Genomic DNA, 26,459 nt, shown 5'->3' with positions numbered 1-26,459 from the left:
CACCGGCCACCTTCCCCCCACACGGCCAGAACTTCACAAAGAGAAACCCCGGATGACACTCCGGGGCAAGGGGGAATGGAGGAAAATGGTGGCGAAGACTTCACGGCGCGATTTCCTGAGAGCGATGGGGATCACGGGAGGCGCCGGTGTCATGTACTCAGCGATGGGGGCGCTCGGTCTGGCGCCGGTTCCCCGGGCGGTCGCCGGTGACTACCGCCCGCCGAAGCGCGCCGACTTCACCAACAACCGACAGCAGGCGGGGAAGAAGGTCCTGATACTCGGTGCAGGCATCGCCGGCCTCGCGGCGGCGTACGAACTGGGCAAGGCCGGATACGACTGTCGGATCCTCGAGGCCAAGAACCGGGTGGGCGGCCGCAGCTGGACGGTCCGCAACGGCACCACGGAGACGGACCTCGACTACCGCGCCCAGACGGCGACGTTCGCCGAGGGGGACTACTTCAACGCAGGCCCGGCCCGAATTCCGCAGTCCCATGTGACGCTGGACTACTGCCGGGAACTCGGCGTCAAGCTGGAGACCTTCGTCAACCAGAACGCCAACGCGTTGATCTACCATGAGAACAGTCCGGCGCTGGCGAATCAGGCGGTGCGTTGGCGGACCGCCAAGGCTGATGTGTACGGCTACGTGTCGGAACTGCTGGCCAAGGCAACGGACCAGGGCGCCTTGAACCAGTCGCTGACCGCGACGGACAAGGAGCGGCTGCTCGAATTCCTGAAGGATTTCGGCGACATAAAAGGCCGGGCGGACAACTGGGCCTACACCGGCAGCAGCAGGCGGGGCTATTCGGTGGAGCCGGGCGCGGGCTTCCAGACCGGTACGGTCCTCGGGCCGCCGCCCTCCCTCTCGGACGTCATCGCCAGCGGACTGGGACACCGCTTCTCCTTCGAGCTCGACTACCAGCAGGCCACGGCGATGTTCCAGCCGGTCGGCGGGATGGACGCCCTTCCGAAGGCGTTGGCCACGGCGATCGGCAGCACCCGCATCGTCCACGGCGCGCGTGTCACCCGGGTCATGAACCAAACGTCCGGGGTCTCGGTCACCTGGGTGAACCCCCAGAACCAACCGACCACCGAGACCGCGGACTTCGTGATCGCGGCCATACCGCCGATGCTGATGGCACGTGTAGAGCACAACCTCGGTGCGAACGTCACGACGGCTCTCCGCTACCCCCAGGCGGGCGCGGCCGGGAAGATCGCCCTTGAGTACCGCAATCGTTGGTGGGAGACGGACCAGCGCATCTACGGCGGTGTCACTCCGACCGACAACGACCTGTTCACCGTCTGGTACCCCTCCCACGGCTACCAGGGCAACCGCGGCATCGTCGTCGGCTACTACCACGCGGGGAACGCCGCGGTCACCTACGGCGCGTTGACGCACGCGGACCGCGAGCGGCGGGCGGTGACCCAGGGCGTCAAGATCCACGGTGACAAGTACCGCACGGAACTCGCCTCCTCGTTCAGCGTGGCCTGGCACCGCACCCCGTTCATCGAGGGCGGCTGGGCGGCCTGGCCCTCCCAGACCGGGCCGGAGTACCAGCTGCTGAACCAACCGGCCGGGCAGGTCTACTTCGCCGGGGACTGGCTCAGCCACACCATCGCCTGGCAGCACGGGGCGTTGACCTCGGCCCGCAAGGCGGTGACGGAGATCCACACGAGGGTGCTGGCCGGCTGAACCGCCGGCCGCCTCCGCGGTCAGGCGCCGGGGTCTTCCGTTTCCGAACGGGTACGGAAGACCCCGGTGCCGCCGCGCGGGCGGGAGCCGACGGCGCGCGGTCGCCCCCGGTACGGAACGTACGGTCGGACCCGCCTGCCTGCGCCGGAGCGTCGCTCGCGCGGGATGACGATCCGCCCGCCGGTCCGTCACCGGGGTCGCTGCGTCCCGGTAGCCGATCCGCGCCGCCACGGTCCCCGGGGAAGACGCGTCCTTCGGGCCTGAATGGGGCGAACACGGCCGATCCGTGCGGGCAAGCCCGATACTGGTGTCTTCTCATGACGGACGATCAGAGAGGACGTCGGTGAACACCGTTGGCAAGGGGCGGCGTTGGAGTGCAGGCGGTACCGGGGACGGGCGACACGCGGTCGTCGTGGGCGGGAGCCTCGCGGGACTCCTCGCCGCGCACGTCCTGGCCGGGTACGCCGACCGGGTGACCGTCGTCGAGCGCGACAGGTTCCCCCGGGGCATGGAGCCGCGGTCCGGGGTACCGCAGGGACGACACCCGCATGTCCTGCTGGAGGGCGGGCAGTCGGCGTTGGAGGAACTACTGCCCGGCTTCCTCGCGGAACTCGCGGCGGAGGGGGCACCGCGGGTGGGCATGCCCTCGGGCCTGGTGCAGTGGCAGGACGGGCGCTGGTTCCGGCGCCTGCCCGCAACCCTGCACATCCACACCGGATCCCGTGCACAGCTGGAAGGGTTGGTCCGGCGTCGGGTTCTCGCCAATCCAGCGATCGAGGTGCTGGAGTCCACCGAGGTGCTCGGGCTCCTCGGTGACGCCTCCCGGGTGCGGGGCGTACTGCTGCGTGACCGTTCCGAGGGCGCCGACGGGGAACGACGCGCCCTGGAGTCCGACCTGGTGGTCGACGCCTCAGGCAGCCGCACCAGGGCCCCGCGATGGCTCACGGCGATCGGGGCCGAGGCCCCCCGCGAGGAGACCATCGACACGGGCCTGGCCTACGCGTCCCGCCTCTACCGCGGCAGGAGCGGCGTCCTCGGCGGCGACACGGCCGGCTACTACGTCTATCCCAGTCCGGCCCAGGTCCACGCCGGCGGTGCACTGCCACTGGAGGACGGCACCCACCTGGTCATCGTCTCCGGGCTCCGCGGGGACGAACCGCCCACCTCCGACGACGCGTTCGTGGCCTACGTCAAGAGGCTGCCGCACCCCCTCCTGCACCACTGGCTGGACGAAGCCGAACCGCTCACACCGGCGTTCGGCTACCGGCAGGCCGCGAACATCCGCCGCCGCTACGACCTGCCCGGTCATCCGGCCGGCTTCCTCGCCACGGGGGACGCCCTGTGCACCTTCAACCCGGTCTACGGACAGGGCATGGCCGTCGCCGCGATGAGCGCGGTCGCCCTGCGCGACGCGCTGGCCGGTCCTCAACGGACCCCTACGACGCGGCGCGTGCAACGGGCGGTCCTCGCGGCGTCCCGGCAGGCGTGGGACATCTCCGCCGGCGCGGACCGCAAGATGCCCGGCGCGATCGGCAACGCGGTCGGCAGCGGGCCCGCGGACCGCGCAGCGGACTGGTACCTGAACCGCGTGCAGGAGCGTTACCCCGGCGACCCGGTCGTCGGGCGGGCCTTCCGTTCCGTACTCAACCTCTCCGCCCCCCTCACCGCCCTGTTCACGCCTGCCGTGGCCCGGGTCGTGCTTCTCCGCCCGCTCCCGAGGACACCCGCCGTTCCACCGGTCGCACCGGAGGAACGGTGACACCCCGGCACCGGCCGAGGTGTCACCCGGCCCCGAAGGACCGGTGCTCTCCACCGGGTGGGAACGGACCGGCTGCACGCCGCCGTTCAGACGCCCAGTCCCGGGGACGGCCCCGGGACGGCGGGGAAGGCAGGTGCGGCGCGACCCACCTCGCCGTTGGCCGGGGCGGGGCGCCCGCGATCAGCGAGCTCACCGTGGCGACGCGGTGAGCCAGATCGCCAGGGACGTCGACCAGTCCGTAGCCGGACGCGCGACAGCCCTCTTCGCGGACCTCTGCGAATGCCGGGTGTTCCGGAAAACCGATCCGTCGGGCCGTGAACGGCTCGCTGAATCCCAGATCGCGGACGAGGAACACCTGTCACTCGTCAGCAGCGCACCGACAGGTGTGAAGGCTGCCGCGAGCCGTAGGCCACCAACACCCGCAGCCTAAGGGCTTGCAGGGAAGCAACACCTCGATTCCCTGAAAGCCCTTAGGTACCCCTTTTGGCGTATCAAAAGATTGCGATCATCGATGGGGAAGGTTCCCCTGGTGTGGCAGCAACTCCAAGAAAGTGGGTGTGCTGCTGTCGCGAGTGCACTCGAACGCCCGCGAGTCAGCTTCGAGGGAAGGTGGAAAACGGTGCCGACATATGTGAATGACTCCGTCATCAGTAGGGTTGGCGTGGGAAACGAGTTGTCTGCCGGTGTCCGTGGTGAGTGCACCGTGCTGCACGGAAATGGCGTGGTCGGGGAGGCGAACAATGGCTATGCGGCTTATGGGGTGTGGGGGAAGAGTGACTACGGATATGCAGGGAAATTTAGCGGGAGAGTGGGTGTCAGTGGCACTCTCACGAAGGGAAGTGGTCAGTTCCGAATTGACCATCCACTGGATCCTGAGAATCGATATTTGAATCACGCGGGCATCGAATCACCGGAGCAGTTGAACCTCTATAGTGGAATCGCCGTGACGGACAGTGAAGGGGTGGCGGTTGTTGTGCTTCCCGAATACTTCGCGGCGTTGAACAGCGACTTTCGCTATCAGCTCACCGTCATGGGGGGCTTCGCGCAGGTGACCGTGTCCGAGGAGGTGAGCGGCAACCGTTTCGCGATCGCCACTGACCGTCCGGAAGTGAAGGTGTCCTGGCAGGTGACCGGTGTTCGGCAGGACCCCTTCGCACGTGCCCATCCCATGGTCGTGGAGGAAGAGAAGCCCGAGGAGGAGAGAGGCACGTACCTCCACCCCGAAGCGTGGGGCAAGCCGTCAGAAGCGGGTGCGGACTACGCGTGGATGCCGCCGGGGTCTGCTTGAGGGGCGATCTTGTAGCCCGGCGCCGGTAGATCCGGGGTGCCGCCCGATGGGACGCCCTTCACCCGTTCGAGTGCCGGGCGGGCGCAGCGCACGTTCCCGGAGGTGATCGCGTTCCGGGGCAGGGTGAGGTTGAAGGCTCGTTCCAGGCCTTCGAAAAACAGTGCGATGTCGTCCGTCCAGTTGTCTGCCTTCTCCGCGATGCGTAGGTGCAGGTTGAGGAAGGACAGCGGTGCTTCCGGGGCGAACGGCGGCTGGCCCGGGGTGTACCAGGTGAGCTCGTACACGTCCCGCTGGTCCTCGGCGTCGTCTTCGATGGGGAGGGGGTTCTGGTACACCCCGTCCTTGAAGTAGTCGAAGGTGTACATGGCCTTGCCCATGTTTGCGCCGAGTGTGATCTGCTGCTCGGGAGGAGGGTTGAGGGAGCGCGAGAAGGCGTGGTCGAAGTCGTGGTAGCCCAACCACGTCCAGCCGTTCTCCTCCCCGAAGGCCAGCACACGGGTGAGGTCGTCGGTGCCCTCCCGCGCGTCCTGCTCCTCGACCTGGTGGAGCAGCAGCCCGTTGGCGATGTCCTGTGAGTCGGCCCCGTAGGCGAGGGCGACGTCCTTGGCGGACGGCCCCTTGATGAAGACGAGTTCCGTGAAGGGCTGCTGGCACCGCCAGCTGTCGGCGATCCACGCCACGCCGTCGCCCATCGGGCCTTGGCGGGCGAGGAACTCTTCGAACGCGGCTGCCTGCTTCGGGGGCATGTAGCTCTGGCGGGCCATGCGTGCCCTGTCCTCCAGCCAGTCGAGTTCCGCCACGGACCTCAGCTCGGCCACGACCACCCGGTCCCGCACGAAGGTCATCCGTCCTCCGCCGGCGTGCACGTATCGGATGTACGGGCCCTGCGGGTCCGGACCGAGGGGGTGTCCCTGTCCCGATCCGGGGCTGGGCCGGTATCGCGCGCCGCCGTGGGTCCGTTGGGCGAAGTGTTCCAGCTCGGCGAGTTCCGCTGCCGCAAGGAGCACACTCGTCGGTTCGCCGCCATCGACGACACACACCCGCTCGCCGGTCTCCTCCACGCGACCGACGAGGCTCGCCAAGTCCGCTATGGCGTCGCTCAGTTCAACGTTGTCCATACGAGAAGACCCTACTGGCGGCGCGGAGTCGGGCCGGGGACGGGTCCGGAACCGCCGCGGGGCCCGGCTCGCCGACCATGCGGTGCGGTCAACAGGTCCGTGGACAAGAAGTCCACGAGTGATGAGGGGTCCGCGCATCGCCTCGCGGATCGCGCGGCGCCGCTTCGGGACGAGTCCGGCCAGGGCGTGCTGGGCCTGGGGGTTGAGGACGACCTTGTACGTGGTCATGACGCCGTGCCTCCGCTGCGGAGTTCGTAGGTGTCGAGGTCGTGGTCGCCCATGACGGCGTCGAGCGGGGCGCCGCCGTCGATGCCGGCCTCGTTGTCGGTCACGGCTTGGACGATGTCGGGGTGGGCCTCCACCCGCGTTCAGTCGGTACGGCGAGCGGGTCGGCGGGCCCGACCAGGCTGTGGAGTGGCCCCGGTCCGTGCAGGGAGCGGCGCTGGTCCATGACGGGGGAGTCCCCGGGGCTGGAGCATGAAGGAGACCTGCTCCCGGACGAGTTCCTCGGCGAGTGCCCGTGCGGCCTCGGTGTGCGCGCGGTCGAGCGTGGGCAAGCCGGTGGCGGACCACCGGCATTCGATCAGGAGGCGTGTAGACAGCGCGATGCCGTTGTGCGGTGCGTCAGCGGCTTGAATCAGTGGCGCGCAATCGCCACACGCTACGAGAAGGCCGCCACCATCTACCTGGCTGGACTCCACGTCGCCGGCATCTTCCTCTGGTGAGCCCGCTGATCTCAGGAGTCGATCAGCCCCAGGTTAGTGGGTCGAGGTGGAGGTAGAAGCGCAGGCGGTCCTGGTCGAGGGCGATGCCATACCTCTCGGCGAACGCCGTGTCCGCGTCCCGAGCCTGCTCCTCGTCCGTCCACGTTTCCCGCGCGTTGGCGAGCAGCAGCGCCAGGTCGGCGTAGCGGTCGGCCAGTCCGAGTCGGCCCAGGTCGATGAAGCCGGACACGTCCAGGGTCTGCGGATCGAGGATGATGTTGGGTAGGCACAGGTCCCCGTGGCAAACGACCAGGTCGGTGGCTTCCTGCTCTCGCCGTCGTGAGATCTGCCGGGTGACGCGGTCCAGCAACTCCGTGCTGGGCGTCTGCTGCTGGTCCTCGGGGAGGAACTCGGGGTTGACGGCGTCGCGCGCCACAACATCGTGCGCCATGGCGACCATGGAGTCCAGACCCCGGCGAAAGGGACACGGGGACGCGGGTACGTCGTGCAGCCGGCGGACCGCGTCCGCGATGCGTTCCCAGGCGGCTCGCAGATCCTCAGCGGGCGCCTGGTCAGCAGGTGTGCCGGAGACCGCACTCGTCACCAGACAGACGCCAGCATCACCAGACTGCCAGTCGAGCACTCGGGATCCGGGCACACCCTGATCGCTCAGCCATGTCACCCGGTCGCGCTCGGCCTTGAGATCGGCTTCTCCCGCAGCAGGCACGCACTTGGCGTACCGGGTGGCGTCGGCACTGCGAAAGACCACCGCTCCCGACTCGCCCGCGGCAACAGGCGACCAGCCTCCGTCATCCACGCCGAGCGCCACCGGCGACATGGTCCGCGTTCCGCACCGATCGCTCATGGCTGCCACTCCAGTCAGTCCGGCGTAGGGGATCCGGACCCCAGGGATCTACCCGTTCAAACGCGCCCGATGTCGAGCAAGGCGAGATTCGAACGAAAGCCCTGGACCCCAACGGTTCTCCCGCCACGGGCTACCCCCGGGGAGGCGGGGACGACCTGGAGTTCCTGACTCGGAAGACCAAAGCGTGTCTCTTTGACGCGCTGAGCAGTTGATCGCTAGGGCCTGCCTCCCTTGTTCTGCGCGCATCCGGTTCGCGCTAGTTCGACCCCTCGGTGGCAGGGTGTCGTTGTGGATCAAGCAGAGGTACTGCTCATCGGGGGGCGCGGGCGTCGGCAAGACGACCGTGGGGTGGGAGGTCTCAGCGCGTCTGCGCGCCGCGAGGGTCGCCCACTGCGTCGTCGAAGGCGACTTCATGGGGCAGGCACATCCCGCTCCGGAGGGGGATCCCCGGCGCAGCACCACCGCTCGTGAGCGGCTGACGGGTCGGGAGCTGGGCTCGGAGCTGGAGCACGAACTGGAGAGCAGCGCCCGTAAGGCGCGGATCCTGGATGAGCAGATGCCTCTGGACACGGTGCGAGTGGCCACCGACGGACGTTCGGTGGTGGACGTAGCGCGTGAGGTGTTGGGCGCTACCAGCTGGCTGCCCGGCACCTCCGGCTGGTGGTCTTCGTCGCTCAGTGTCGGGTCCGGATCGGGACGGCGGCGAGGTGGCGTACGGCCCGGTAGGGGATGACGGGCTCGTCCGTTCGCACGGCCAGGCAACGTCGATTCAGGTGGGAAGCCGGAGAGTCCGTCGTGATCCTGGCCCGGCGGCTCGGACGGTCACCCTCGGTTACTATGCTCACTTCGTGCCGGAAGCCGGCAGCAAGGGGCGTGGCGCCGTCGACGGTCCGCCGGAGGAACGGGGAGACCGGCTCGCCGGCCTGAAGTCCACGGATTCCCCGAGCCGCCGTTGACCGGCGGTTCCTGACTCCACGCACCGGAGAAGTCGTTCGTGGATCGCAAGGACGAAGAGATGGGTGGCCTGGGAAAGTGTTGGAAGAGGTCGTAGCAACCCGCTATGTCGCGCCCCTGCGCGAAGGCGGTTCGCTCCCCGGCATCGTCGAGGCCGACGATCTCGGTACGTACGCGATGAAGTTCACCGGGGCGGGGCAGGGCCGCAAGACCCTGGTCGCCGAAGTGCTGTGCGGACTGCTCGCCCGGCGGCTCGGACTGCGCGTCCCCGACCTCGTGGTGATCGACCTGGACCCGGTGCTCGGCCTCGGGGAGCCCGACCCCGAGGTGCAGGAACTCCTCCGGGGCAGTGCGGGGCCGAACCTCGGCACGGCCTACCTGTCCGGCGCCCTCGGGTTCGATGCGCTGGCCTACGCGGTCGATGCGCGGGAAGCGGGGCGGATCGTCTGGTTCGACGCGCTCGTCAACAACGTCGACCGGTCCTGGCGCAACCCCAACCTGTTGGTGTGGCAGGACGACCTCTGGTTGATCGACCACGGCGCCAGCATGATCTGGCACCACAACTGGCCCACCGCCACCGCCTCGGCCGCGCGTTCCTACGACGCGACGGACCACGCCCTGGCGCCCTTCGCCCCCGACCTGGCCGCGGCGGCCGCCGAGTTGGCCCCGCTGGTGACGGAGGACCTGCTGCACGAGGTGGCCGCCGCCGTGCCGGACGCCTGGCTGGCCGGCGAGGAGGGCTTCGACACCCCCGACGCCGTGCGCGGGGCCTACGTGTCGACGCTGTCGCCCCGTGCCCGCGACATCCACCGTCGGATCGAACTGGGCCCGCCGGACCCACGGTTGACGGGGCGCAGGGCCGGTTGGCTGGTGGTCGGCGAGGGACGGGGGGACCGATGAGCGGGCGGGACGTGTTCGAGTACGCGGTGCTGAGGGTGGTGCCGCGGGTGGAGCGCGGCGAACTCATCAACGCCGGAGTGGTGGTCTACTGCCGAGCCCGGTCGTTCGTGGCCGCGCGCATCCACCTCGACGAGACGCGACTGCTCGCCCTCGACCCGAGGGCGGACCTGGTCGGGGTGCGGGCGGCCCTGCACGGGGTGGAGCAGGTGTGCGCGGGGGGAGCGGAGGCGGGTCAGGCCGGGCGTGACGACGCGGGGCGCCGGTTCCGCTGGCTGGTGGCGCCCCGGTCGACCGTGGTGCAGCCAGGGCCGGTGCACACCGGGCTCACCACCGATCCGCGCGCCGAGTTGGAGCGGCTGGTGGACGTCCTGGTGCGCTGAGTCCCGGCGGGACGGCGGTCGCCGGGGCGCCGGGACTCAGCGCGCTCCGGCGACGAGGCCACCGGTTTGTTTCCGGCCAGTCTCCAGTGGTGGCCAAAGGCCCTCTTGACGGAAGTCGACCGTGATGCGTCGGGCGTGACCGGATCGGTATCAGAGAGGTGCCGACGAGGGGGGTTGCACCGCGCGTGAGCTGCGATATGGTCGGCCGGCCCCCCACGGCTTGTGTGATTTTCGAGGAGCGTGCGCGTGTTCGTCCGGTTCCGGCGTCTGCAGTACATAGCAGCCGCGGTGGTGATGTCCGTGGTCTCCGGATGTGGGTTCGTCGCCGACAGCACATCGCAGGAAGACCAAAAGATCACTGTGGGGACGACGAGCGCGCCCAGCACGCTTGACCCGGCGGCGTCCTGGGACGGCTCCTGGGAACTGTATCGGAACGTCTACCAGACCCTGCTCAGCTACCCCGCGGGTGCCTCCACCCCCGAGCCGGACGCCGCCGAGTGCGACTTCACCGACGACTCGATGCGGACCTACTCCTGCACCCTGCGGGAGGGCCTGACCTTCTCGGACGGGGACGTCCTCAACTCCAAGGCCGTCAAGCACAGCTTCGACCGCATCCTGCGCATCGGCGTGCCGAACGGACCGAAGGGGCTGCTGCGCAGCCTCGACCGCGTGGAGGCGGGCGGCGAGCGGATCGTGGTCTTCCACCTCAAGCGGCCCGACGCGACCTTCCCCTACGTCCTGGCGACCCCCGCGATGTCGCTGGTCGACCCCCGCGAGTACCCGGCGAACGCCCTGCGCACGGGGACCAAGGTCACCGGCTCCGGCCCGTACGTGCTCTCCTCCTACGAGGAGGGCCGCCAGGCGCGGTTGACCCGCAACCCCAAGTACAAGGGGTACGCGGACCGCAAGAACGACGAGGTGACGATCCGGTACTTCCAGGACTCCACGTCCCTCGCCCGGGCCCTGCGCGACGAGAAGATCGACGTCACCTACCGCGGCCTGGCCGCCGAGGAGGTCGCGAACCTCCAGGAGCGCGCCGCCGAGGACGACCTCCAACTCGTCGAGGGCGCCAGCACCGAGGTCAGCTACCTGATCTTCAACCCCAAGGACCGCTGGGCCGGCGAGGAGGCCGTGCGCCGGGCGGTGGCCCAGCTGATCGACCGCAACGCCATCGTGCACAAGGTGTACAAGGACACCGTCGACCCGCTGTACTCCATGATCCCCAGCGGTCTGCCGGGGCACACGACCGGTTACTTCGACGCCTTCGGGGAACCCGACGCCGAGGCGGCGGCAGCCACCCTGGACCAGGCCGGCATCTTCGAGCCGGTGCCGCTGGAACTGTGGTTCACCTCCGACCGCTACGGGTCGGAGACCGCCGCCGCCTACGCCGAGATCAAGCGGCAGCTGGAGGAGTCCGGACGGTTCGAGATCACCCTGCGCAGCAGCCCGTGGAAGACGTTCGAGGCCGGCTACCGCAAGGGCGAGTACCCGGCCTTCGGCCGCGGGTGGTCCCCGGACTACCCCGACCCGGACAACTTCATCGCGCCCTTCGTGGGGAAGCGGAACGTGCTGGGCATCCCCTACGCCTCCCGGCAGATCGACTCCAACCTGCTGCCGAGGACGCAGCGGGAGCCGAACCGCTCCGCGGCGGCGGGGGACTTCAAGCGGGTGCAGGAGATCCTCGCGAAGGAGGCGCGGCTGCTGCCGCTGTGGCAGAGCCGGCTCTACATGGCCGCGAACAAGGAGATCTCCGGGGTCGAGCGGGCCCTGGACCCGTCCATGGTCATGCGGATGTGGGAACTCCGTAGGAAAACCAGTTGGTAGGACCGGAAACGGGGTCGCCTGTCAGTGGGGGCCGGTAGTTTCTCGGGTGTGGGGGCGGCCGTGCACGGCACGGCCGCCGAACGACCGTTTTCCGGAGGAACTGCACGTGACCGACACCCTGCTGCCCGAATCCTGGCGCGGCGTCCTCGGCGAGGAGCTGACGAAGCCGTACTTCAAGGAACTGGCCGAGTTCGTGGAGGGGGAGCGGCAGAAGGGGCCCGTCTACCCTCCCCGTGACGAGGTCTTCGCGGCGCTGGAGGCCACCCCCTACGACCGGGTGAAGGTCCTGATCCTGGGACAGGACCCCTACCACGGCGAGGGCCAGGGCCACGGCCTGTGCTTCTCCGTGCGGCCGGGGGTCAAGACCCCGCCGTCGCTGCGCAACATCTACAAGGAGCTCAACGCCGAGCTGGGCCACCCGGTGCCGGACAACGGCTACCTGATGCCGTGGGCGCAGCAGGGCGTCCTGCTGTTGAACGCGGTGCTCACGGTCCGTGCCGGGGAGGCCAACTCCCACAAGGGCAAGGGCTGGGAGCGATTCACGGACGCCGTCATCCACGCGGTCGCCGACCGGCCCGACCCGGCCGTGTTCGTCCTCTGGGGCAACTACGCGCAGAAGAAGCTGCCGCTCATCGACCAGGAGCGGCACGTGGTGGTGAAGGGGGCCCACCCCTCGCCGCTGTCCGCGAAGAAGTTCTTCGGGTCCAAGCCGTTCACCCAGATCGACGAGGCGGTGGCCGGCCAGGGGCACGAGCCGATCGACTGGCGGATTCCGAACCTGGGCTGAGCACACCGCTCCCGCGGAGCGCGCGGGCGGGTGTCCGGGGCCGGGCTGGACCAGTGGTGCGTACCCCGCCCGCGCCTGCCCGGTCACCGTCACCCCGGCGGTTAGCGTCAGGGCGAGCGGCGCGGTCGGCGTCGGGGCCGGTGCCCCGGAGGCCGACCGCGCCCCGGCGGACCGGCGGAGGCAGTGGTGGTGCAGCGCAACGGGCGGGAGACGCAGGACGGGGAGCACGAGGAAACGCTCACCCGCATCGGACAGGCGGTGATGCTGCACCACGGGGGTGACCGGGAAGAGGCCCGGGACCGCTTCCTCGCCCTGTGGGGGGAACTCACCGAGGACGGTGACCCCCTGCACCGTTGCACCCTCGCCCACTACCTGGCCGACACCCAGGAGGATCCCGAGGTCGAACTCGCCTGGGACCTGCGGGCCCTGTCCGCCGCCGACGAACTCGCGGTGGACGCCGTGCCCCCGCGCGGGCCGGCCTCGGCCGCGCGGGCCCTCTACCCGACCCTGCACCTGAACCTCGCCGCGGACTACGCGAAGCTCGGCCGCCGTGACGCCGCCCGCAGTCATCTGCTGCTCTCCCGCGGCGCGCTGGACGCGTTGACCGCCGACGCCCGGGGAGAGGCCGTCCGCACGGCGATCACCCGACTGTGGCGGCAGTTGGACGAGGACCCGCCGAGCCCCGGGGCCCCCGGGCGCGCGTCCTAGCGCGGACGCCCCCGCCCGGGTGCCCTCGACGGGGCGGGCCCGGGCGCCGGCCCCGCCGACGCCCGGCGGGTGGCCCGGCCCGCGCCGGGGACGCCGTACCGCGGGGGGCTTCGACCGGATCGGCCGACCGGTGACCGCCGCGGGCCACGTATGCTGCCCGGCGGTAGCCCGCACCGCTTGGCAGGAGACACGTGTGAAGGTCGGTTGCATCGGACTCGGCGACATCGCGCAGAAGGCGTACCTGCCGGTACTCACCACCCAACCGGACGTGGAACTGCACCTCCAGACCCGCACCCCGGAAACCCTCCGGCGGGTCGCCGCCGCGTACCACCTGCCCGAGGAACGGTGCCACACGGACCTCGACGGCCTGCTCGCCCGGGGCATCGACGCGGCCTTCGTCCACGCCCCCACCGAGACGCACCCCGAGATCGTGGCCCGGCTCCTCGAAGCCGGTGTGCCGACCTACGTGGACAAGCCGCTCGCCTACGACCTCGCCGCCTGCGATCGGCTGGTGCGGCTCGCGGAGGACCGGGGGGTCTCCCTGAGCGTGGGGTTCAACCGCCGTCACGCGCCGGGGTACGCCCAGTGCCTGGAACACCCGCGCGAGTTGATCGTCATGCAGAAGAACCGCGTCGGACTCCCCGAGGAGCCGCGGTCCTTCGTCTTCGACGACTTCATCCACGTCGTGGACACCCTGCGCTTCCTCGTACCCGGCACCGTCGACCACTTCGGGGTGCGGGCTAAGACCCAGGACGGGCTCCTGCACCACGTGGTGCTCCAACTCGCGGGCGAGGGCTTCACCGCCCTCGGCGTGATGAACCGGCTGAGCGGTTCGGTCGAGGAAGTGCTGGAAGTGGCCGGCCAGGACAGCAAGCGCCAGGTCCTGAACCTCGCGGAGGTCGTCGACCACAAGGGCCAGCCCAGTGTCCGGCGGCGCGGGGACTGGGTACCGGTGGCCCGACAGCGCGGGATCGAGCAGGTCGTGCTGGCCTTCCTGGACGAGGTGCGCGCCGGGCGCACGATCAGCGCGCGGGACGCGTTGGCCACCCATGAGCTCTGCGAGCGGGTGGTGCTGGCGATCCAGGAGCAGGCCGGGCCGGGCGCCGTCTGATCCGGCGCACCGCCCCGGTCCCCGCGTACGCCCCCAGGACGAGCAGGGCCGCGCCCACCGGCCAGGCGCCGAACCGGACGTACGCGGTGGTCCCGGTGGCCAGCGGCACCCGGTACACCTGCGCGGCGGCTCCGCGGGTGCCGAGCCGGGGCCCCACCGGTTCGCCCGCGGGCCCGTGCACCGCGGAGATTCCGGTGAGCGTCGCGTGGACCACGGACCGTCCGGTCTCGGCCGCCCGCAGTGCCGCCAGCGAGGCGTGCTGCGCCGGTGCCCAGCCGTCCTGGAAGGTCGAGGTCGCCGACTGGGCCACCAGCACTCCGGCGCCCCGCTCGACCAACCTCCGGCTCAGGTCGGGGAAGGCGGACTCGAAGCACACCAACGGGCCCACCCGCACCCCTCCGGTGTCCATCAGCACCTGTCGGGTCCCGCGCCGCCGGTCCTCGTCCGCGGCCCTGCCCACGGAGGTCGCCCAGCCCAGCAGGGAACGTGCCGGGACGTACTCCCCGAACGGGACCAGCCGCATCTTGGCGTACCGGTCGCCGGTGGGGCCGTGCGGGCCGACCAGCACCGAACTCTTGTAGATGCCGGCCGGGGCGTCGGGCCCGGTGCTGCGGGCGTCGACGTTGACCAGGACGTCGGCGCCGACCTCCCGGGAGAGGGCGGCGAGGCGCTCCGCCAGGTCCGGCCGGTCCGCCAGGTCCCGGCCCACGCTGCTCTCGCCCCACACCACCAGGTCGACCGGCCGGCCGACCAGGGAGCGGGTGAGGAGCTCGCCGCGGGCGAAGCGGGCCTGAGGCCCGTCGACCACCCCGGGTTGGACCACGGCGATCCGTGCGGCACCGGCCGACCGGGGGACCGGCGCCCAGGCCCATGCCGTCGTGGCGCCCACCGCCACGGTCGTGAGGCCCACCGCCCCCGTCAGTCGGGCCCCGGGCGCCGTGAGCAACAGCACCAGCGCCGTGTTGACGGCGACCACGCACAGGCTCACCAGCCACACCCCGCCCAGCGAGGCCAGCCGCAGCGCGGGGTCCACCTGCCACTGGCTGGCCCCCAGCAGGCCCCAGGGCCCGCCCAAGCCCTGCCACGAGCGGACGACCTCGATCGCCAACCAGGCCGAGGGCAGCACCAGCAGCGCGACGCCCGCCCGCCCGGGGCCCGGTCGGCCGCCGAGCAACCGTCGCACCCACCACCCCCAGGGCGCCCAGAGCAGGCCGAGCAGCCCCGCGAGCACCACCGTGAACACGTGCAGGCTGGGCAGCAGCCAGTGGTGCACCGCGAGCATGAACCCGAGCCCGCCGAGCCACCCGTCCCGCGCGGCCCGCCGCCCCGTGGCGGCTCCGCGGAGCAGCAGCAGCCAGGGCACCAGCGCGACCGGGGCGAGCCACCACAAGGCGGGTGCCGGAAAGGTCAGCGCGGGTAGGGCGCCGGCCGGCAGGGCGAGGGCCGACCGGCGCCACTGCGCGGCGGGAACGGCGCGCCCGGGGTGTCGTCCGTCGACCGCCTCGTCCATGGGCCCGCCTTCCGTCACTGCCCCGGGAGTGCGGGGCCGCCGTTCCGGGGCCGGTGCGCTCCGCACGTCCAGCATGCGCCGGCCGCCCGTGGCGCGCGCGGGCCCACGGCGGCCGGAGGAACCGTGCGACCTTCGCGCCGGATCACATGGTGGAGTCGCCGGTCGTGCGCGCCCTGCGCCACATCCGCTCCCCGAGCGCCTCCCGCAGTCGCCAGCCCTCGCGGGTGCGGACCGCGAGGAACGCGTACCGGCCGCCGTGCTCGACGTCCGGCGCCGCGTCCACGGAGCCGTCCGCCCGGTAGAGCACGGCGAGGTAGTCGGCGTTCACCCGCGCGGCGTCGCCCTCGTCGTGCTCCAGCAGGTCGAAGGAGAGCAGCCGGTTGACCAGGAAGTGTTGTCGGGTGGGATGGGGGGCCAGTGCGGCGGCCAGACGCTCGACGGCGTCCGTGTCCGTCGCGGGGTGCTCCGCGGGGTCCTCGGCGCAGGGGTGGTCCACGTGCCCACCGGGGACGAAGAGGCGGCGGAACGCGGCCCAGTCGCCCGCGTCGAGTGCGCGGGCGTACTCGGTGAGCAGGGAGTCGACGGCGAGACGGTCCATCACGGTGGCCAGGTCCACGCGCTGGGTCATGCGTCCAGTGTTGACCCCCGGTGCCGTCACGCCAAGGGTCGTGCGCCCTTCCCCTGGCCGCGTCCTCGTGGACCACGGAAGAGGGCCGGCCACGGTGGTGGCCGGCCCGGCCTCGTGGGCCCGGGAGCCCGATGGGGGGTCAGAAGCCGCCCGGGGGGCGGGCGGCGCGCGGACGAGGGGGGTGCGTGGCGCCGGTCGTGCTCGTCACCAGGTCGTGACGTCCGCCCGGACGGCGGCGGCCCACTCGGTCACCAGCGCCTCGTAGGTGCGTCGTTCCTCCGCGGACAGGCGACCGCCCGTCCGCAGCCACAGATCACGGATCTCCTCGTTGAGGGAGTCGGCGGAACGCACGCAACCGGCATGCTCTTGGGTGCGGGACATGACACGAAGCTTAGGCGCTCGATCTGACCATCCGCTACGCCTTGCCTATAGTTCATCACTGTACGCAAGGTGATGCGGAGGGCTTTGCGGAGAGAACGTGCAGGTCATGTGCGGTTTCCGGTAGTCCGCCGAGCGGTCCGCCGGGAGTGGGTCTGTGAGGCAACTCTCTCGCTCGCGGCTGAATTTCGAGGACCTGGCGGGTTTTGATCGGGCTGCGGCGAGGTAGGAGTGATCGCCGTCCCCTGCGGGGCGACCGGGTGGTGTCAGTACCGCGTCCTAGGGTGGAGCCGTCAACAGCCCATGCTGGCTGCGTGAGCTGAGGGCCCGTCCCGGTTGGACAGCGCCTCCGGGGCGGGCCGCTCCGCGCCTTCCCTCCGGCGCCCCGTCAGTGCCCGAACTCGCCGGCGTGGGGGCTGAGCACCCCGGCGCTCACGAGGACGAACAGCAACACCCCGAGGGCGATCCGGTAGTAGACGAAGGGCATGAAGCTCTTGGTGGTGATGAAACGCATGAACCATGCGATCACGGCATATCCCACGCCGAAGGCCACGAGCGTCGCGAAGACCAACGGCCCCCAGGAGACGTGCCCCTCGCCCGCGTCCCGCAGTTCGTACGCGCCCGAGGCGAGCACCGCGGGGATCGCCAACAAGAAGGAGTACCGGGCCGCCGCCTCACGGGTGTAGCCCATCAGCAGACCGCCGCTGATGGTCGCCCCGGACCGGGAGACCCCGGGGATCAGGGCCAGGGCCTGGCAGCACCCGTAGACGAGTCCGTCCCGGACCCCGAGGTCCTCCAGGGTCTTGCGGGGGCGTGCGGCCCGGTGCCGGCCGCCCGACTCGTCGCGTGCCGCGAGCCGGTCGGCGACCCCCAGCACCACCCCCATCACGATCAGCGTCGTCGCGATCAGCCGCAGGTCCCGGAAGGGCCCCTCGATCTGGTCCTTGAGCGTCACCCCGAGCACGCCGATGGGGATCGAGCCGATGATGACCAACCAGCCCAACTGGGCGTCGTGGTCCCGCCGCACGGACCGGTCCGTCAGCGAGCGGAACCAGGCGGAGACGATCCGGGCGATGTCCTTGCGGAAGTAGATCAGGACGGCGGTCTCCGTGCCGATCTGGGTGATCGCGGTGAACGCGGCCCCGGGATCCTGCCAGCCCGCGAACGCCGCGGTCAGTCTCAGGTGGGCGCTGGAGGAGATGGGGAGGAACTCGGTCAGCCCCTGGACGAGTCCGAGGACGAAGGCTTCGAACCAAGACATGGAAGGGCGGCATCCAGTGCTGAGTGGGGCCGGGCCGCGCGGAGCGGTCCGTTGCCCACGGGACGGCGGGGAAGGACGAGCCTGCGGCCCGCGAGGAGGGCGGCCCGGGCGGTCTCGTGCGCAGCCTAGGGGCCCGGGGTGAACGGGAACCGGCCGCCGGACGGCCGGGGGGCGGCCGTCCGGCGGCCGGTGGTGCGGCACCGGACGGGTTGGGAGGTCAGCGCCGCGGGGAGAGCGACTGCACGGTCCGGGCGAGCCGCGGGCCTGCCCACCGCTTGACCCGGCGCAGCGCGTCCAGCCGCCCCGCCGCCCGGTCGAGCCGGTAGTACAGCCGCGGCGGCAGGTGCGGAAGCAGCGGTGAGTGCCGCTGTCCGAGCAACGCGAACATCTGCTCCGGAGGGAGCGCCAGGTACCGGGGGAGGTCCTCGTACCACCGGGCGCTGTAGCGCGCCGCGCTCTGCGCCGGTACGAGTGCGGTGCGCCGTTCCCGTTCGTAGCGGTGCAGGGCGGTACCCAGCTCGGGCGCGTCGTGCAGGGCGTCGGCCAGTGCCATCGCGTCCTCCAGGGCCAGCGTGGTGCCGGCGCCGATCGAGTAGTGCGTGGTGTGCGCCGCGTCGCCGAGGAGCACGAGGTTGTCCCGGTGCCAGGTGCGGTTGGTCACGGTGCGGAAGGTGAGCCACTGCGCCGGCTCGGCGGAGTGCTCGCGACCGATCAGCGGGTGGCCGTCGAGGGGCTCGGCGAACAGCTTCTCCAGGAGGACCAGCCCCTCGGCGCTGTCGGCGCGGTCCAGCCCCAGTCCGTGCCAGGTGGCGGGCGAGCACTCGACGACGCAGGTGCTGCGGGTGGCGCTGAACGGATAGCCGTAGCACCAGACCCAGCCGTGGTCGGTCGCCGCGAAGGCGAAGGTGAACGAGTCGAAGACCCGGGAGGTGCCGAGCCAGGCGTACCGGTTGCGGCCGGTGGTCACCCCGGTGCCGAAGTGGGCGGCGTGCCGCTGCCGCAGGGCGCTGTGCACCCCGTCCGCGGCCACCACCAGATCCGCCTCGGGCGGCTCGGTGACGTTCCGGTCGAAGACGACCCGTACGCCGAGGGCCTCGGCCCGCCGCGCCAGCAGGGTGAGCAGCGCCTGCCGCCCGATGCCGAACCCTTGGTCGCCGGGTTGCACGGTGGTGCGGCCACCCACGTGCGCCACGCCCTGGCGCCAGCTCACCGCGTGCTCCCGGACGGCCCGAGCCGACTCCGGATCGCCCTCCCGCAGCCGGTCCAGCAGCGCGCTCCAGTAGGTCACGCCCCAGCCGTGCGTGGATCCCGGGGGGTTGCGCTCGTAGACGGTGATGTCATGGGACGGGTCGTGGCGCTTCATCAGGATCGAGAAGTACAGACCGGCGGGCCCGCCGCCGACGCAGGCGACCTTCACGCAGACTCCCCACAGTGACGTCATGTGCACGATGAGTCACACAAGGTAGCAGGGCGGGAGCCGTGCGGCGCCGCCCCGCGCGCAAAGGGGGAGGCGGACACCCGGACGGGTCGGGCCCGACCCGCGAGGGGATGCGGATCAGGCGCGCAACCGGTGCCGCTTGCGCCAGGCGACCAGCGCACCGCCGACTCCGGTGACGGCGATGAAGGCCATGGCCACCAGGAACCCCGGCGAGGTGGGGGTCTCCGCCCGGGCGCCCGCGATCACGTAGGCGGCCGTGTTGGGGACGCACCCCACGGCGGTGGCGAGCAGGAAGGGCGACCAGCCCATGCGGGACACCGCCGCACAGTAGTTGGCGGCGATGAAGGGGACCCCGGGGAACAGCCGTACCGCCAGCATCGAGCGGAACCCGTGACGGCTCAGTTGTCCGTCCGCCGCCTTCAGCCACCGTCCCCGCAGCAGGGGGCGCAGGGCGTCCTGCCCCAGGACCCGGCCCAGCCCGAAGGCGATCGCCGCCCCGATGACGGTGCCCGCGATCGCCGCCCCCAGCCCGAACTTCGCCCCGAGCAGGGCACCGGCCGCCAGGTTCAACAAGGGGCGGGGCACGAACACCACCGTGCACACGCCGTAGAGCACGGCGAACACCACCGCCGCCGCGGCCCCCTGCAACTGGACCGGCCACCCCTCGTGCGCGAGCAGCCGCTGCGGCTCGAACGCCACCATGCCGAGCGCGGCACCCGCCAACAGGACCGCCAACAGGGACAGTCGCGACCAGGGGGACCAGAGGGCACCCGCCAGGCGGACGGCCGTGGCCGTCGAACGCGCCGGGACGGTCGCGGATATCGGTGCGGGCCGGGTGGCGGTGGTCTCCAGCATCCGGGGAGCGTAACCGACCCGCACATATGATCGTCGTAGGGGCGGCGGTCCCGGCGCCCCGGCCGCACCGGCGGGTCGCGGGCCCGGCCGGATTAATTCGGTCGACGCGCACCGCCGACTGCGCGACGATCTCCCCATGTTCCGGCACGCCTTCCTCCTCGCAGCATCCGCGGTAGCGGATGCCCCGAAGGCTGCCGTCGTCTGCTCGTCCGTGACCGTCGGCGGCGCCCGAAGCTGACCCTTCCCGGATCGTCCGGCGGACCCCGCAGGGGGAGGGTCGGCGACACCGAGGGGTCCCCGGTCCGGAGCGTCGCTCCGGACCCGTCACGCACCTCCACGAGGCGAGGAACTCCCATGGCCAAGACGGCCTACGTCCGCACCAAGCCCCACCTCAACATCGGCACCATGGGCCATGTCGACCACGGCAAGACGACTCTGACCGCGGCGATCACCAAGGTGCTCGCCGAGCGGGGCACCGGCACCTACGTGCCCTTCGACCGCATCGACCGCGCCCCCGAGGAGGCCGCGCGCGGCATCACCATCAACATCGCCCACGTCGAGTACGAGACCGACACCCGGCACTACGCCCACGTCGACATGCCCGGCCACGCCGACTACGTCAAGAACATGGTGACCGGGGCCGCGCAGCTCGACGGGGCGATCCTCGTGGTCTCCGCGCTCGACGGCGTCATGCCGCAGACCGCCGAACACGTGTTGCTGGCCCGGCAGGTCGGCGTCGACCACGTCGTCGTCGCCATCAACAAGGCGGACGCCGGCGACGAGGAGCTGACCGACCTGGTGGAGCTGGAGGTCCGCGAGCTGCTCACCGCGCACGGCTACGGCGGGGACGCCGTGCCGGTGGTGCGGGTGTCCGGGCTGCGGGCGCTGGAGGGCGACCCCCAGTGGACCGAGTCCATCGTGGCGCTGCTGGACGCCGTCGACACCTTCGTACCGGTGCCCGAACGGTACGTCGACGCCCCGTTCCTGCTCTCCGTCGAGAACGTCCTCACCATCACCGGCCGCGGCACCGTCGTGACCGGGGCGGTGGAGCGGGGCACGGTGCGGGTGGGGGACCGGGTGGAGGTGCTCGGCACCGGCCCCGAGGCCCTCACCACGGTGGTCACCGGCGTCGAGACCTTCGGCAAGCCCATGGAGGAGGCGCAGGCCGGGGACAACGTGGCGTTGCTGCTGCGCGGGACCGCCCGGGACGCGGTGCGCCGCGGCGACGTGGTGGCCGCCCCGGGCAGCACCGTGCCGAGCCGGCGCTTCACGGCACGGGTCTACGTGCTCTCCGCGGCCGAGGGCGGTCGGTCCACACCGCTCACCACCGGGTACCGGCCCCAGTTCTACCTGCGCACCGCCGATGTCGTCGGGGACGTGGACCTCGGGGAGACCGCAGTGGCCCGCCCCGGCGACACCGTCACGGTGACCGTCGAACTGGGACGGGCCGTGCCGCTGGAGCCCGGACTCGGATTCGCGATCCGGGAGGGCGGCCGGACCGTCGGCGCGGGGACCGTGTCCCGGGTCGACTGAGCGCGGGCTCCGGTGCGACCGCCGTCGACGGCGGTCGCACCGGACGCGGGCGGCGACAATGGAGGGGTGGAGCAACCCGAGGAACCCGTACCCGTCGTCCGGGCCGTGGAGCACGGCACCGCCCGACTGCTGCCCGACGTCGACCGCCGCTGCGCCTGGCTGCTGACCGTCGACGACGCCCCGCAGTCGTACGTCGACCTCGACGACCCCACCCACCTGGAGTTCGAGTACGCCCGCCGGCTCGGGCACGTCATCGACACCGCCGCCACCGCGGCGCCGGGCCGTGCGCTGGACGTGGTGCACCTCGGCGGCGGGGCGCTCACCCTGCCCCGGTACGCGGCCGCCACCCGCCCGGGTTCCCGACAGCAGGTGGTGGAGGCGGACGGAGCGCTCAGCGCACTGGTCGCCGAGCACCTCCCGCTCGACCCCGGGGAGCCGATCGCGGTGCACCGGGCCGACGCCCGCGCCTGGTTGGCCGCGGCCCCCGCGCGTTCCGCGGACCTCCTGATCGCCGACGTGTTCGGCGGCTCACGGGTCCCGGCCCACCTCACCTCCCTCGACTACGCGCGGGAGACGGGCCGGGTGCTGCGCGAGGACGGCTGCTACGCGGCGAACCTCGCCGACGGCGCGCCCTTCGCCTTCCTCCGTTCCCAACTGGCAGCCTTCGCGGCCGTCTACCCCGAACTGGCGCTGATCGCCGAGCCGGCCGTCCTGCGGGGGCGCCGGTTCGGCAACCTCGTCCTCGTCGCCTCGTACGCCCCGCTGCCGGTGGCGGACCTGGCGCGCCGGGCGGCCGCCGACCCCTTCCCGGCCCGGGTGGAGCACGGCCCCGCGCTGCGTTCCCGCACCGGGGGCGCGACGGCGGTGCGGGACGCCGAGGCGGTGGCTTCGCCCGAGCCGCCGGACGGAGCCTTCCGGGTCGGTTGAGGGCGTCGGGTCAACGGACGGGGTCGGGGTCGGCCACCGGCGGCTCGGCGGGTTCCACCGCGGGCGCCTCCCGCCGGGTCAGCCGTCGCACGTCGGGGACGAAGAGCACCGCCGCGGTCACCACGACCACCAGCACCGCACAGCCCCACAGGGCGGTCGACCGGCCGAAGGCCCCCTCGGCGGGGCCGGCCAGCGCGGTGAACACCGGGACCAGACCCACCGAGCCGAACCAGTCGTACGCGGAGACCCGGGAGAACTTCTCCTCCGGGACCTCCTGGTGCATGGCGGTGATCCACGAGACGCCGAACACCTCGATGGCGACCCCGCTCATCAACATCACCGCCACCAGGACCGACAGGGGCGCCGCCACCGCGAGGGCGGCGGCCGGCAGGGCCTGGACGAACACGCACAGGGTGCCCACGTACAGCAGTCGGCGCGGCTTCCAGCGCACCATCAACAGCGCCCCGAGGACCGTGCCGACGCCGAAGGCGCCCAGCGCGAACCCCCAGGGAGCCGCGCCGCCCAACTCGTCCCGGGCCACCAGCGGCCCGTACACGGCCTCCGAGACCCCGATGACGGCGACCACGACGGAGAACTGCGCCACGATCGACCAGAGCCAGGGGCGGCCGATCACCTCCTGCCAGCCGTCCCGCAGGTCCGCCAGCAGTCCCGCCCCAGGCTCCCGGGCCGGTATGTGCCGCACGTCGAGGAACGCCCGCAGGGCACCGGCCAGGGCGAAGGCGGCGGCGTCGATCGCGAGGACCCAGCCGGGCCCCAGGGCGGCGACCATGGCTCCGCCGAGCGCCGCGCCCCCGATGCCCGCCCCGTGCATGGCCATCCGGTACAGGGCGAAGGCGCGGCTGGCCTGTTCACCGGTGACCGAGGACATCAGCATGCCCTCGGAGGCCGGGCTGAAGAACGCCTGCCCGGTGCCGCCGAGGGCGGAGAGCAGCATCATCTGCCAGAGGGTGGCCCCGTCGGTGATGACCAGGGCTGCGAACACCGCCTGGGAGACGCAGTTGAGGGCGTTCGCGGCGACCATCACCCGGTGGCGCGGCACCCGGTCCGCGACCGCCCCGCCGATGAGCAGGAAGAGCACCAGCGGCACGGTGCGCGCCGCCGCCACGAGTCCCACGTCACCGGTGCTGCCGCCCGACTCCATGACGGCGAACGCGGCGGCGATCAGCGCGCCGTGGCTGCCGAGGTTGGTGATCACCGTGGCGGCGGTCAGCAGGACGTAGTTGCGGCCGGCCCAGCGGGGCGACCGGGAGCGCTTGGCGGTGGCGGAGTTCACTCCGGGACTATTGGTCATGAACCGGTCGGGGGCCAACTCGTTTTCCGTCCGCCACCGCCGCGGGGCCGCCGGGGGTCAGTCCGTGGGCTCGCCGTGCAGTCTCACGGTCTTGAGGATCTGGGTGATCAGTGCGTCCGGGACCTCCTCCTTCACGCCCTTGGCGCCGAAGAGGTTCCAGGCGACGTAGTCACCCTTGGAGTTCTTGAAACCGAAGGCGACCGACTTGCCGTCGGTGATGCACGCGCCCTTCTTGGGCGTGTTCACCGAGTGGGCGCGGGCGATGCTGCCCTTGATGCCGGAGGCGGTGGTGAAGGGGGTGCCCTTCTCGTCGAACCGCATGCTCTTGCGGTCGGGCTGGGTGTAGCCGCCGTAGACCCACCAGGGAGCCTGGCGGACGGCGGCGTCCTCGGCGCTGGTGGCGCCGTTGGCACCCTTGGTGCCCACGGTGGCCAGGGCGGTCTTGCTGCTGTTGCCGTCCTTGTCGTCGTCGGACGTGCACCACTCGGCCTTGTAGTAGGCGGGGGCCGACATCACGATGAGGGGCTTGATCTTGTCGGACTTGGAGTCCTCGAAGCCGACGGACATCCCGGGCTGGTCGACCTCCCAGTCGGCCGGCACGTCGAAGGCGACCCCGCGCTTGGGGTTGTAGACGACCTTCCACCCGGCGACGGTGGGCTTCAGTTCCTCGCCGCCGCGCGGGTTCTCGGTGGCGGAAGGTTCCGCCGGGGCCGCCGGGGCCGCCGGGGCCGAGGGGGACGTGCTCGTGTCAGCGCCCTTGGCGTCCTTCTGCTTCCCGCCCTCGCCCTCCTCGCCGCCCAGCACCAGGTACCCGGTGACACCGGCGGCCACCAGGACCGCGAGCGCGGCTCCGATCGCCACGAACGCGGTCCGCTTCCCGCCGCCCTTGCCGCCGTCGCCGCCCGGGCCCGGCACCACCGGCCCCGCCGGCACGGTGGGCGCGCCCCACGGGGCCTGCTGCCCCGGCTGTTGGGCGTAGGGGTTGGGCTGTTGGTACCCGGGTTGTTGGTACGGGTTGGGCTGCTGGTACCCCGGCTGCTGGTACGGATTCGGTTGCTGCTGGTGCGGGTTCTGCTCGCCCCCGGGCTGCTGCTGTCCTGGCCACATGGGCAGTAACCCTAGTGGTGGTGGGCAACGACCCGGTCACGGGTGTTCGACGGGTTCGTGGTGGTCGGCGCGCCGGGTGGCCAGCGCCGCCCCCCGCACCCGTCCGGCGGCCGAGGCGCCAGCGGGTCCCTTCGGCGCGCCCGGGCGCACCGAAGGGACCCGCCACCCGGGACGGCGCGGGAAGTACAGTGCGGTGCACCGCCGTGGCGCCGCGTCGACGGCGCGCCAGCCCAGACCTTGGACGGAACGTGTCGGACCTCGATCAGCTCACCCAGTCCCTCGCCCGCAACCTCAAGCGCTGGCGCGGGGAGCGCGGCTTCACCCTGGACGCCCTCGCCGCCCGCTCCGGCGTCAGCCGCGGCATGGTCATCCAGATCGAACAGGCCCGGACCAACCCCAGCGTCGGCACCACGGTGAAGCTCGCGGACGCCCTCGGCATCAGCATCGCGACCCTGCTGGACTACGAACAGGGACCCCAGGTCCGCCTGGTCGCTGCGGAGCAGGCGGTCCGGATGTGGTCCACCGAGGCCGGCAGCCGCAACTCGCTCCTGGTGGGCACCGAACGCCGCGGCCCCCTGGAGCTGTGGTCGTGGCGGTTGATGCCCGGCGAGGGCAGTGCTTCCGACCCGCACCCCAACGGCACCGTCGAGCTCCTGCACGTCACGGCCGGGGAGATGACCCTCGTCGTGGACGGAACCGCCCATCCGATGCCCGCCGGCACCTCCGCCACCTTCGAGGCCAACGTCCCCCACGCCTACCGCAACGACGGCACCGTCCCCGTCGAGATGACCATGGCGGTGGCCGTTCCCCCGGCTCGGTGACCCCGGCGGACTGCTAGCGTTCCGGCATGCCAGCCCCCCTCGACTCCTTCGACGACGTCGCCCCCGCCCTCCACCGCCTGCACGCCCTGCCCGTCCCCGTCGTCGACGCGCTCCGCCACTGGCGGGGGACCGTTCCCGCGGAGGAGGTCCTCCACGTCGAGACGGACCCGCGGTGGGCGGACACCGACGCCTTCGTCGAGCACTACGGGGCGGAACTGCTCCCCTTCTCCGCGAACTGCGTCGTGGTCGCCGGCAAGCGCGGCGGCGAGAGCACCCTCGCGGCCTGCCTGGTCCCGTCCGCCGCCCGGGTCGACGTCAACGGGACCGTCCGCCGTCAACTGGGCGCCCGCAAGGCGTCCTTCGCCGCCATGGACACCGCGACCGGGCTCACCGGCATGGAACACGGCGGCATCACCCCCGTCGGGCTGCCCGCCGACTGGGCGCTGTTCGTCGATCCGCGCCTCCTGGACCTGACGCACGTCCTGCTCGGCAGCGGACTGCGCCGAGGCAAGCTGATCATGCCCGGGAAGGCGCTCGCCGAGCTGCCCGGCGCCGTCCTGGTGGACGGGCTCGGCCGGGCCTGATCCGGACCGCCCGCGGA

At 71.7% G+C, this 26,459-nt stretch carries 24 protein-coding genes and 1 pseudogene; 15 read left to right on the top strand and 10 right to left on the bottom strand.

The features are described 5' to 3' along the window. The first annotated feature begins 151 nt into the window (after nt 1–151). From ACSMX9_RS02170 to ACSMX9_RS02160, 3 genes are all read left to right on the top strand, one after another. Nucleotides 152–1,690 (top strand): flavin monoamine oxidase family protein, encoded by a 1,539-nt coding sequence (locus ACSMX9_RS02170; RefSeq protein ID WP_445399516.1) that lies wholly within the window; start codon nt 152–154, stop codon nt 1,688–1,690. 412 nt (nt 1,691–2,102) lie between these two features. After that, entirely contained in the window at nt 2,103–3,449 is a 1,347-nt protein-coding gene (locus ACSMX9_RS02165) for an FAD-dependent oxidoreductase (protein WP_445399514.1), read from the top strand. A 661-nt stretch (nt 3,450–4,110) separates the two neighbouring features. Continuing rightward, nucleotides 4,111–4,737 (top strand): hypothetical protein, encoded by a 627-nt coding sequence (locus ACSMX9_RS02160; protein ID WP_445399512.1) that lies wholly within the window; start codon nt 4,111–4,113, stop codon nt 4,735–4,737. On the opposite strand, the gene ACSMX9_RS02155 is transcribed toward ACSMX9_RS02160, so the two are convergent. Beyond that, entirely contained in the window at nt 4,707–6,083 is a 1,377-nt protein-coding gene (locus ACSMX9_RS02155; RefSeq protein WP_445399511.1) for a prevent-host-death family protein, read from the bottom strand. The two genes, ACSMX9_RS02160 and ACSMX9_RS02155, sit on opposite strands and share 31 nt — an antisense overlap. Nucleotides 6,084–6,304: 221 nt before the next feature. Between ACSMX9_RS02155 and ACSMX9_RS02150 the strand changes: the two genes are divergently transcribed. After that, nucleotides 6,305–6,580 (top strand): hypothetical protein, encoded by a 276-nt coding sequence (locus ACSMX9_RS02150; RefSeq protein ID WP_445399509.1) that lies wholly within the window; start codon nt 6,305–6,307, stop codon nt 6,578–6,580. Nucleotides 6,581–6,602: 22 nt separating this feature from the next. On the opposite strand, the gene ACSMX9_RS02145 is transcribed toward ACSMX9_RS02150, so the two are convergent. Continuing rightward, on the bottom strand, nt 6,603–7,424 hold the full coding sequence (locus ACSMX9_RS02145; protein WP_445399508.1) for an APH(3'') family aminoglycoside O-phosphotransferase: 822 nt from the start codon (nt 7,422–7,424) through the stop codon (nt 6,603–6,605). Between the two features lie 288 nt (nt 7,425–7,712). Here ACSMX9_RS02145 and ACSMX9_RS02140 point away from each other — a divergent pair. The 7 genes and pseudogenes from ACSMX9_RS02140 to ACSMX9_RS02110 all read left to right on the top strand — a co-directional run bounded on the left by ACSMX9_RS02140 (nt 7,713) and on the right by ACSMX9_RS02110 (nt 14,088). Beyond that, nucleotides 7,713–8,157, top strand: a pseudogene (locus ACSMX9_RS02140) (hypothetical protein). Between the two features lie 299 nt (nt 8,158–8,456). Next, the gene (locus ACSMX9_RS02135; RefSeq protein ID WP_366114818.1) at nt 8,457–9,278 is read left to right on the top strand and encodes a HipA family kinase; all 822 of its coding nucleotides are present in this window, start codon (nt 8,457–8,459) and stop codon (nt 9,276–9,278) included. Then, the gene (locus ACSMX9_RS02130; protein WP_445399506.1) at nt 9,275–9,658 is read left to right on the top strand and encodes a DUF3037 domain-containing protein; all 384 of its coding nucleotides are present in this window, start codon (nt 9,275–9,277) and stop codon (nt 9,656–9,658) included. Before ACSMX9_RS02135 ends, ACSMX9_RS02130 begins: the two co-directional genes overlap by 4 nt. Before the next feature lie 246 nt (nt 9,659–9,904). After that, nucleotides 9,905–11,482 carry an ABC transporter substrate-binding protein gene (locus ACSMX9_RS02125; protein WP_445399504.1) on the top strand — a complete coding sequence of 526 codons (1,578 nt, stop codon included), beginning with the start codon at nt 9,905–9,907 and terminating at the stop codon, nt 11,480–11,482. A gap of 106 nt (nt 11,483–11,588) precedes the next feature. Further along, the gene (gene ung / locus ACSMX9_RS02120; protein WP_445399502.1) at nt 11,589–12,269 is read left to right on the top strand and encodes a uracil-DNA glycosylase; all 681 of its coding nucleotides are present in this window, start codon (nt 11,589–11,591) and stop codon (nt 12,267–12,269) included. 186 nt (nt 12,270–12,455) lie between these two features. After that, nucleotides 12,456–12,977 (top strand): hypothetical protein, encoded by a 522-nt coding sequence (locus tag ACSMX9_RS02115; RefSeq protein ID WP_445399500.1) that lies wholly within the window; start codon nt 12,456–12,458, stop codon nt 12,975–12,977. Between the two features lie 193 nt (nt 12,978–13,170). Further along, complete coding sequence (locus ACSMX9_RS02110; RefSeq protein ID WP_445399498.1) at nt 13,171–14,088, top strand: Gfo/Idh/MocA family protein; 918 nt, start codon at nt 13,171–13,173, stop codon at nt 14,086–14,088. Here the strand turns inward: ACSMX9_RS02110 and lnt are convergent. The 6 genes from lnt to ACSMX9_RS02080 all read right to left on the bottom strand — a co-directional run bounded on the left by lnt (nt 14,000) and on the right by ACSMX9_RS02080 (nt 20,158). Further along, nucleotides 14,000–15,598, bottom strand: coding sequence for an apolipoprotein N-acyltransferase (gene lnt, locus ACSMX9_RS02105; protein ID WP_445399496.1), 1,599 nt, complete (start codon nt 15,596–15,598; stop codon nt 14,000–14,002). The genes ACSMX9_RS02110 and lnt overlap by 89 nt on opposite strands. 142 nt (nt 15,599–15,740) lie before the next feature. Continuing rightward, the gene (locus ACSMX9_RS02100; RefSeq protein ID WP_445399494.1) at nt 15,741–16,226 is read right to left on the bottom strand and encodes a nuclear transport factor 2 family protein; all 486 of its coding nucleotides are present in this window, start codon (nt 16,224–16,226) and stop codon (nt 15,741–15,743) included. A 204-nt stretch (nt 16,227–16,430) separates the two neighbouring features. Then, entirely contained in the window at nt 16,431–16,607 is a 177-nt protein-coding gene (locus ACSMX9_RS02095; RefSeq protein ID WP_351246782.1) for a hypothetical protein, read from the bottom strand. A 385-nt stretch (nt 16,608–16,992) separates the two neighbouring features. After that, nucleotides 16,993–17,865, bottom strand: a complete 873-nt coding sequence (locus ACSMX9_RS02090) for an undecaprenyl-diphosphate phosphatase (RefSeq protein ID WP_445399492.1) — start codon at nt 17,863–17,865, stop codon at nt 16,993–16,995. 217 nt (nt 17,866–18,082) lie between these two features. Beyond that, nucleotides 18,083–19,306 carry an FAD-dependent monooxygenase gene (locus ACSMX9_RS02085; RefSeq protein ID WP_445399490.1) on the bottom strand — a complete coding sequence of 408 codons (1,224 nt, stop codon included), beginning with the start codon at nt 19,304–19,306 and terminating at the stop codon, nt 18,083–18,085. Between the two features lie 114 nt (nt 19,307–19,420). After that, nucleotides 19,421–20,158, bottom strand: coding sequence for a TVP38/TMEM64 family protein (locus tag ACSMX9_RS02080; protein WP_445399488.1), 738 nt, complete (start codon nt 20,156–20,158; stop codon nt 19,421–19,423). 354 nt (nt 20,159–20,512) lie between these two features. Between ACSMX9_RS02080 and tuf the strand changes: the two genes are divergently transcribed. Together tuf and ACSMX9_RS02070 are read left to right on the top strand one after the other, a co-directional pair. Next, nucleotides 20,513–21,691: an elongation factor Tu gene (gene tuf, locus ACSMX9_RS02075; protein WP_445399486.1), complete on the top strand. Its 1,179-nt coding sequence runs from the start codon at nt 20,513–20,515 to the stop codon at nt 21,689–21,691. 66 nt (nt 21,692–21,757) lie between these two features. Then, a complete protein-coding gene (locus tag ACSMX9_RS02070; RefSeq protein WP_445399484.1) occupies nt 21,758–22,618 on the top strand; it encodes a spermidine synthase in 861 nt (286 codons plus the stop codon). Between the two features lie 10 nt (nt 22,619–22,628). Here ACSMX9_RS02070 and ACSMX9_RS02065 read toward each other — a convergent pair whose 3' ends face one another. Together ACSMX9_RS02065 and ACSMX9_RS02060 are read right to left on the bottom strand one after the other, a co-directional pair. Further along, nucleotides 22,629–23,912 carry an MFS transporter gene (locus ACSMX9_RS02065; RefSeq protein ID WP_445399482.1) on the bottom strand — a complete coding sequence of 428 codons (1,284 nt, stop codon included), beginning with the start codon at nt 23,910–23,912 and terminating at the stop codon, nt 22,629–22,631. A 75-nt stretch (nt 23,913–23,987) separates the two neighbouring features. Then, nucleotides 23,988–25,037, bottom strand: coding sequence for a hypothetical protein (locus ACSMX9_RS02060; RefSeq protein WP_445399480.1), 1,050 nt, complete (start codon nt 25,035–25,037; stop codon nt 23,988–23,990). Between the two features lie 248 nt (nt 25,038–25,285). On the opposite strand from ACSMX9_RS02060, the gene ACSMX9_RS02055 reads away from it, so the two are divergent. Together ACSMX9_RS02055 and ACSMX9_RS02050 are read left to right on the top strand one after the other, a co-directional pair. Then, entirely contained in the window at nt 25,286–25,858 is a 573-nt protein-coding gene (locus ACSMX9_RS02055) for a helix-turn-helix domain-containing protein (RefSeq protein WP_445399478.1), read from the top strand. A 26-nt stretch (nt 25,859–25,884) separates the two neighbouring features. Beyond that, nucleotides 25,885–26,442: a YbaK/EbsC family protein gene (locus ACSMX9_RS02050; protein WP_445399476.1), complete on the top strand. Its 558-nt coding sequence runs from the start codon at nt 25,885–25,887 to the stop codon at nt 26,440–26,442. Nucleotides 26,443–26,459 lie beyond the last annotated feature (17 nt).

Source organism: Streptomyces sp. LE64, from assembly GCF_052606915.1.
Note: the sequence above shows the minus strand (reverse complement) of the source record. Positions and strands in the feature narration are given on the sequence as shown.

What these genes read in the sequence shown, in the direction of transcription:
- ACSMX9_RS02095 (WP_351246782.1), bottom strand. Translation starts at nt 16,607, where the DNA reads ATGTCCCGCACCCAAGAGCATGCCGGTTGCGTGCGTTCCGCCGACTCC.
- ACSMX9_RS02145 (WP_445399508.1), bottom strand. Translation starts at nt 7,424, where the DNA reads ATGAGCGATCGGTGCGGAACGCGGACCATGTCGCCGGTGGCGCTCGGC.
- ACSMX9_RS02085 (WP_445399490.1), bottom strand. Translation starts at nt 19,306, where the DNA reads ATGACGTCACTGTGGGGAGTCTGCGTGAAGGTCGCCTGCGTCGGCGGC.
- ACSMX9_RS02150 (WP_445399509.1), top strand. Translation starts at nt 6,305, where the DNA reads ATGACGGGGGAGTCCCCGGGGCTGGAGCATGAAGGAGACCTGCTCCCG.
- ACSMX9_RS02090 (WP_445399492.1), bottom strand. Translation starts at nt 17,865, where the DNA reads ATGTCTTGGTTCGAAGCCTTCGTCCTCGGACTCGTCCAGGGGCTGACC.
- ACSMX9_RS02100 (WP_445399494.1), bottom strand. Translation starts at nt 16,226, where the DNA reads ATGACCCAGCGCGTGGACCTGGCCACCGTGATGGACCGTCTCGCCGTC.
- ACSMX9_RS02155 (WP_445399511.1), bottom strand. Translation starts at nt 6,083, where the DNA reads ATGACCACGTACAAGGTCGTCCTCAACCCCCAGGCCCAGCACGCCCTG.
- ACSMX9_RS02060 (WP_445399480.1), bottom strand. Translation starts at nt 25,037, where the DNA reads ATGTGGCCAGGACAGCAGCAGCCCGGGGGCGAGCAGAACCCGCACCAG.
- ACSMX9_RS02080 (WP_445399488.1), bottom strand. Translation starts at nt 20,158, where the DNA reads ATGCTGGAGACCACCGCCACCCGGCCCGCACCGATATCCGCGACCGTC.
- ACSMX9_RS02170 (WP_445399516.1), top strand. Translation starts at nt 152, where the DNA reads ATGTACTCAGCGATGGGGGCGCTCGGTCTGGCGCCGGTTCCCCGGGCG.
- lnt (WP_445399496.1), bottom strand. Translation starts at nt 15,598, where the DNA reads ATGGACGAGGCGGTCGACGGACGACACCCCGGGCGCGCCGTTCCCGCC.
- ACSMX9_RS02050 (WP_445399476.1), top strand. Translation starts at nt 25,885, where the DNA reads ATGCCAGCCCCCCTCGACTCCTTCGACGACGTCGCCCCCGCCCTCCAC.
- tuf (WP_445399486.1), top strand. Translation starts at nt 20,513, where the DNA reads ATGGCCAAGACGGCCTACGTCCGCACCAAGCCCCACCTCAACATCGGC.
- ACSMX9_RS02130 (WP_445399506.1), top strand. Translation starts at nt 9,275, where the DNA reads ATGAGCGGGCGGGACGTGTTCGAGTACGCGGTGCTGAGGGTGGTGCCG.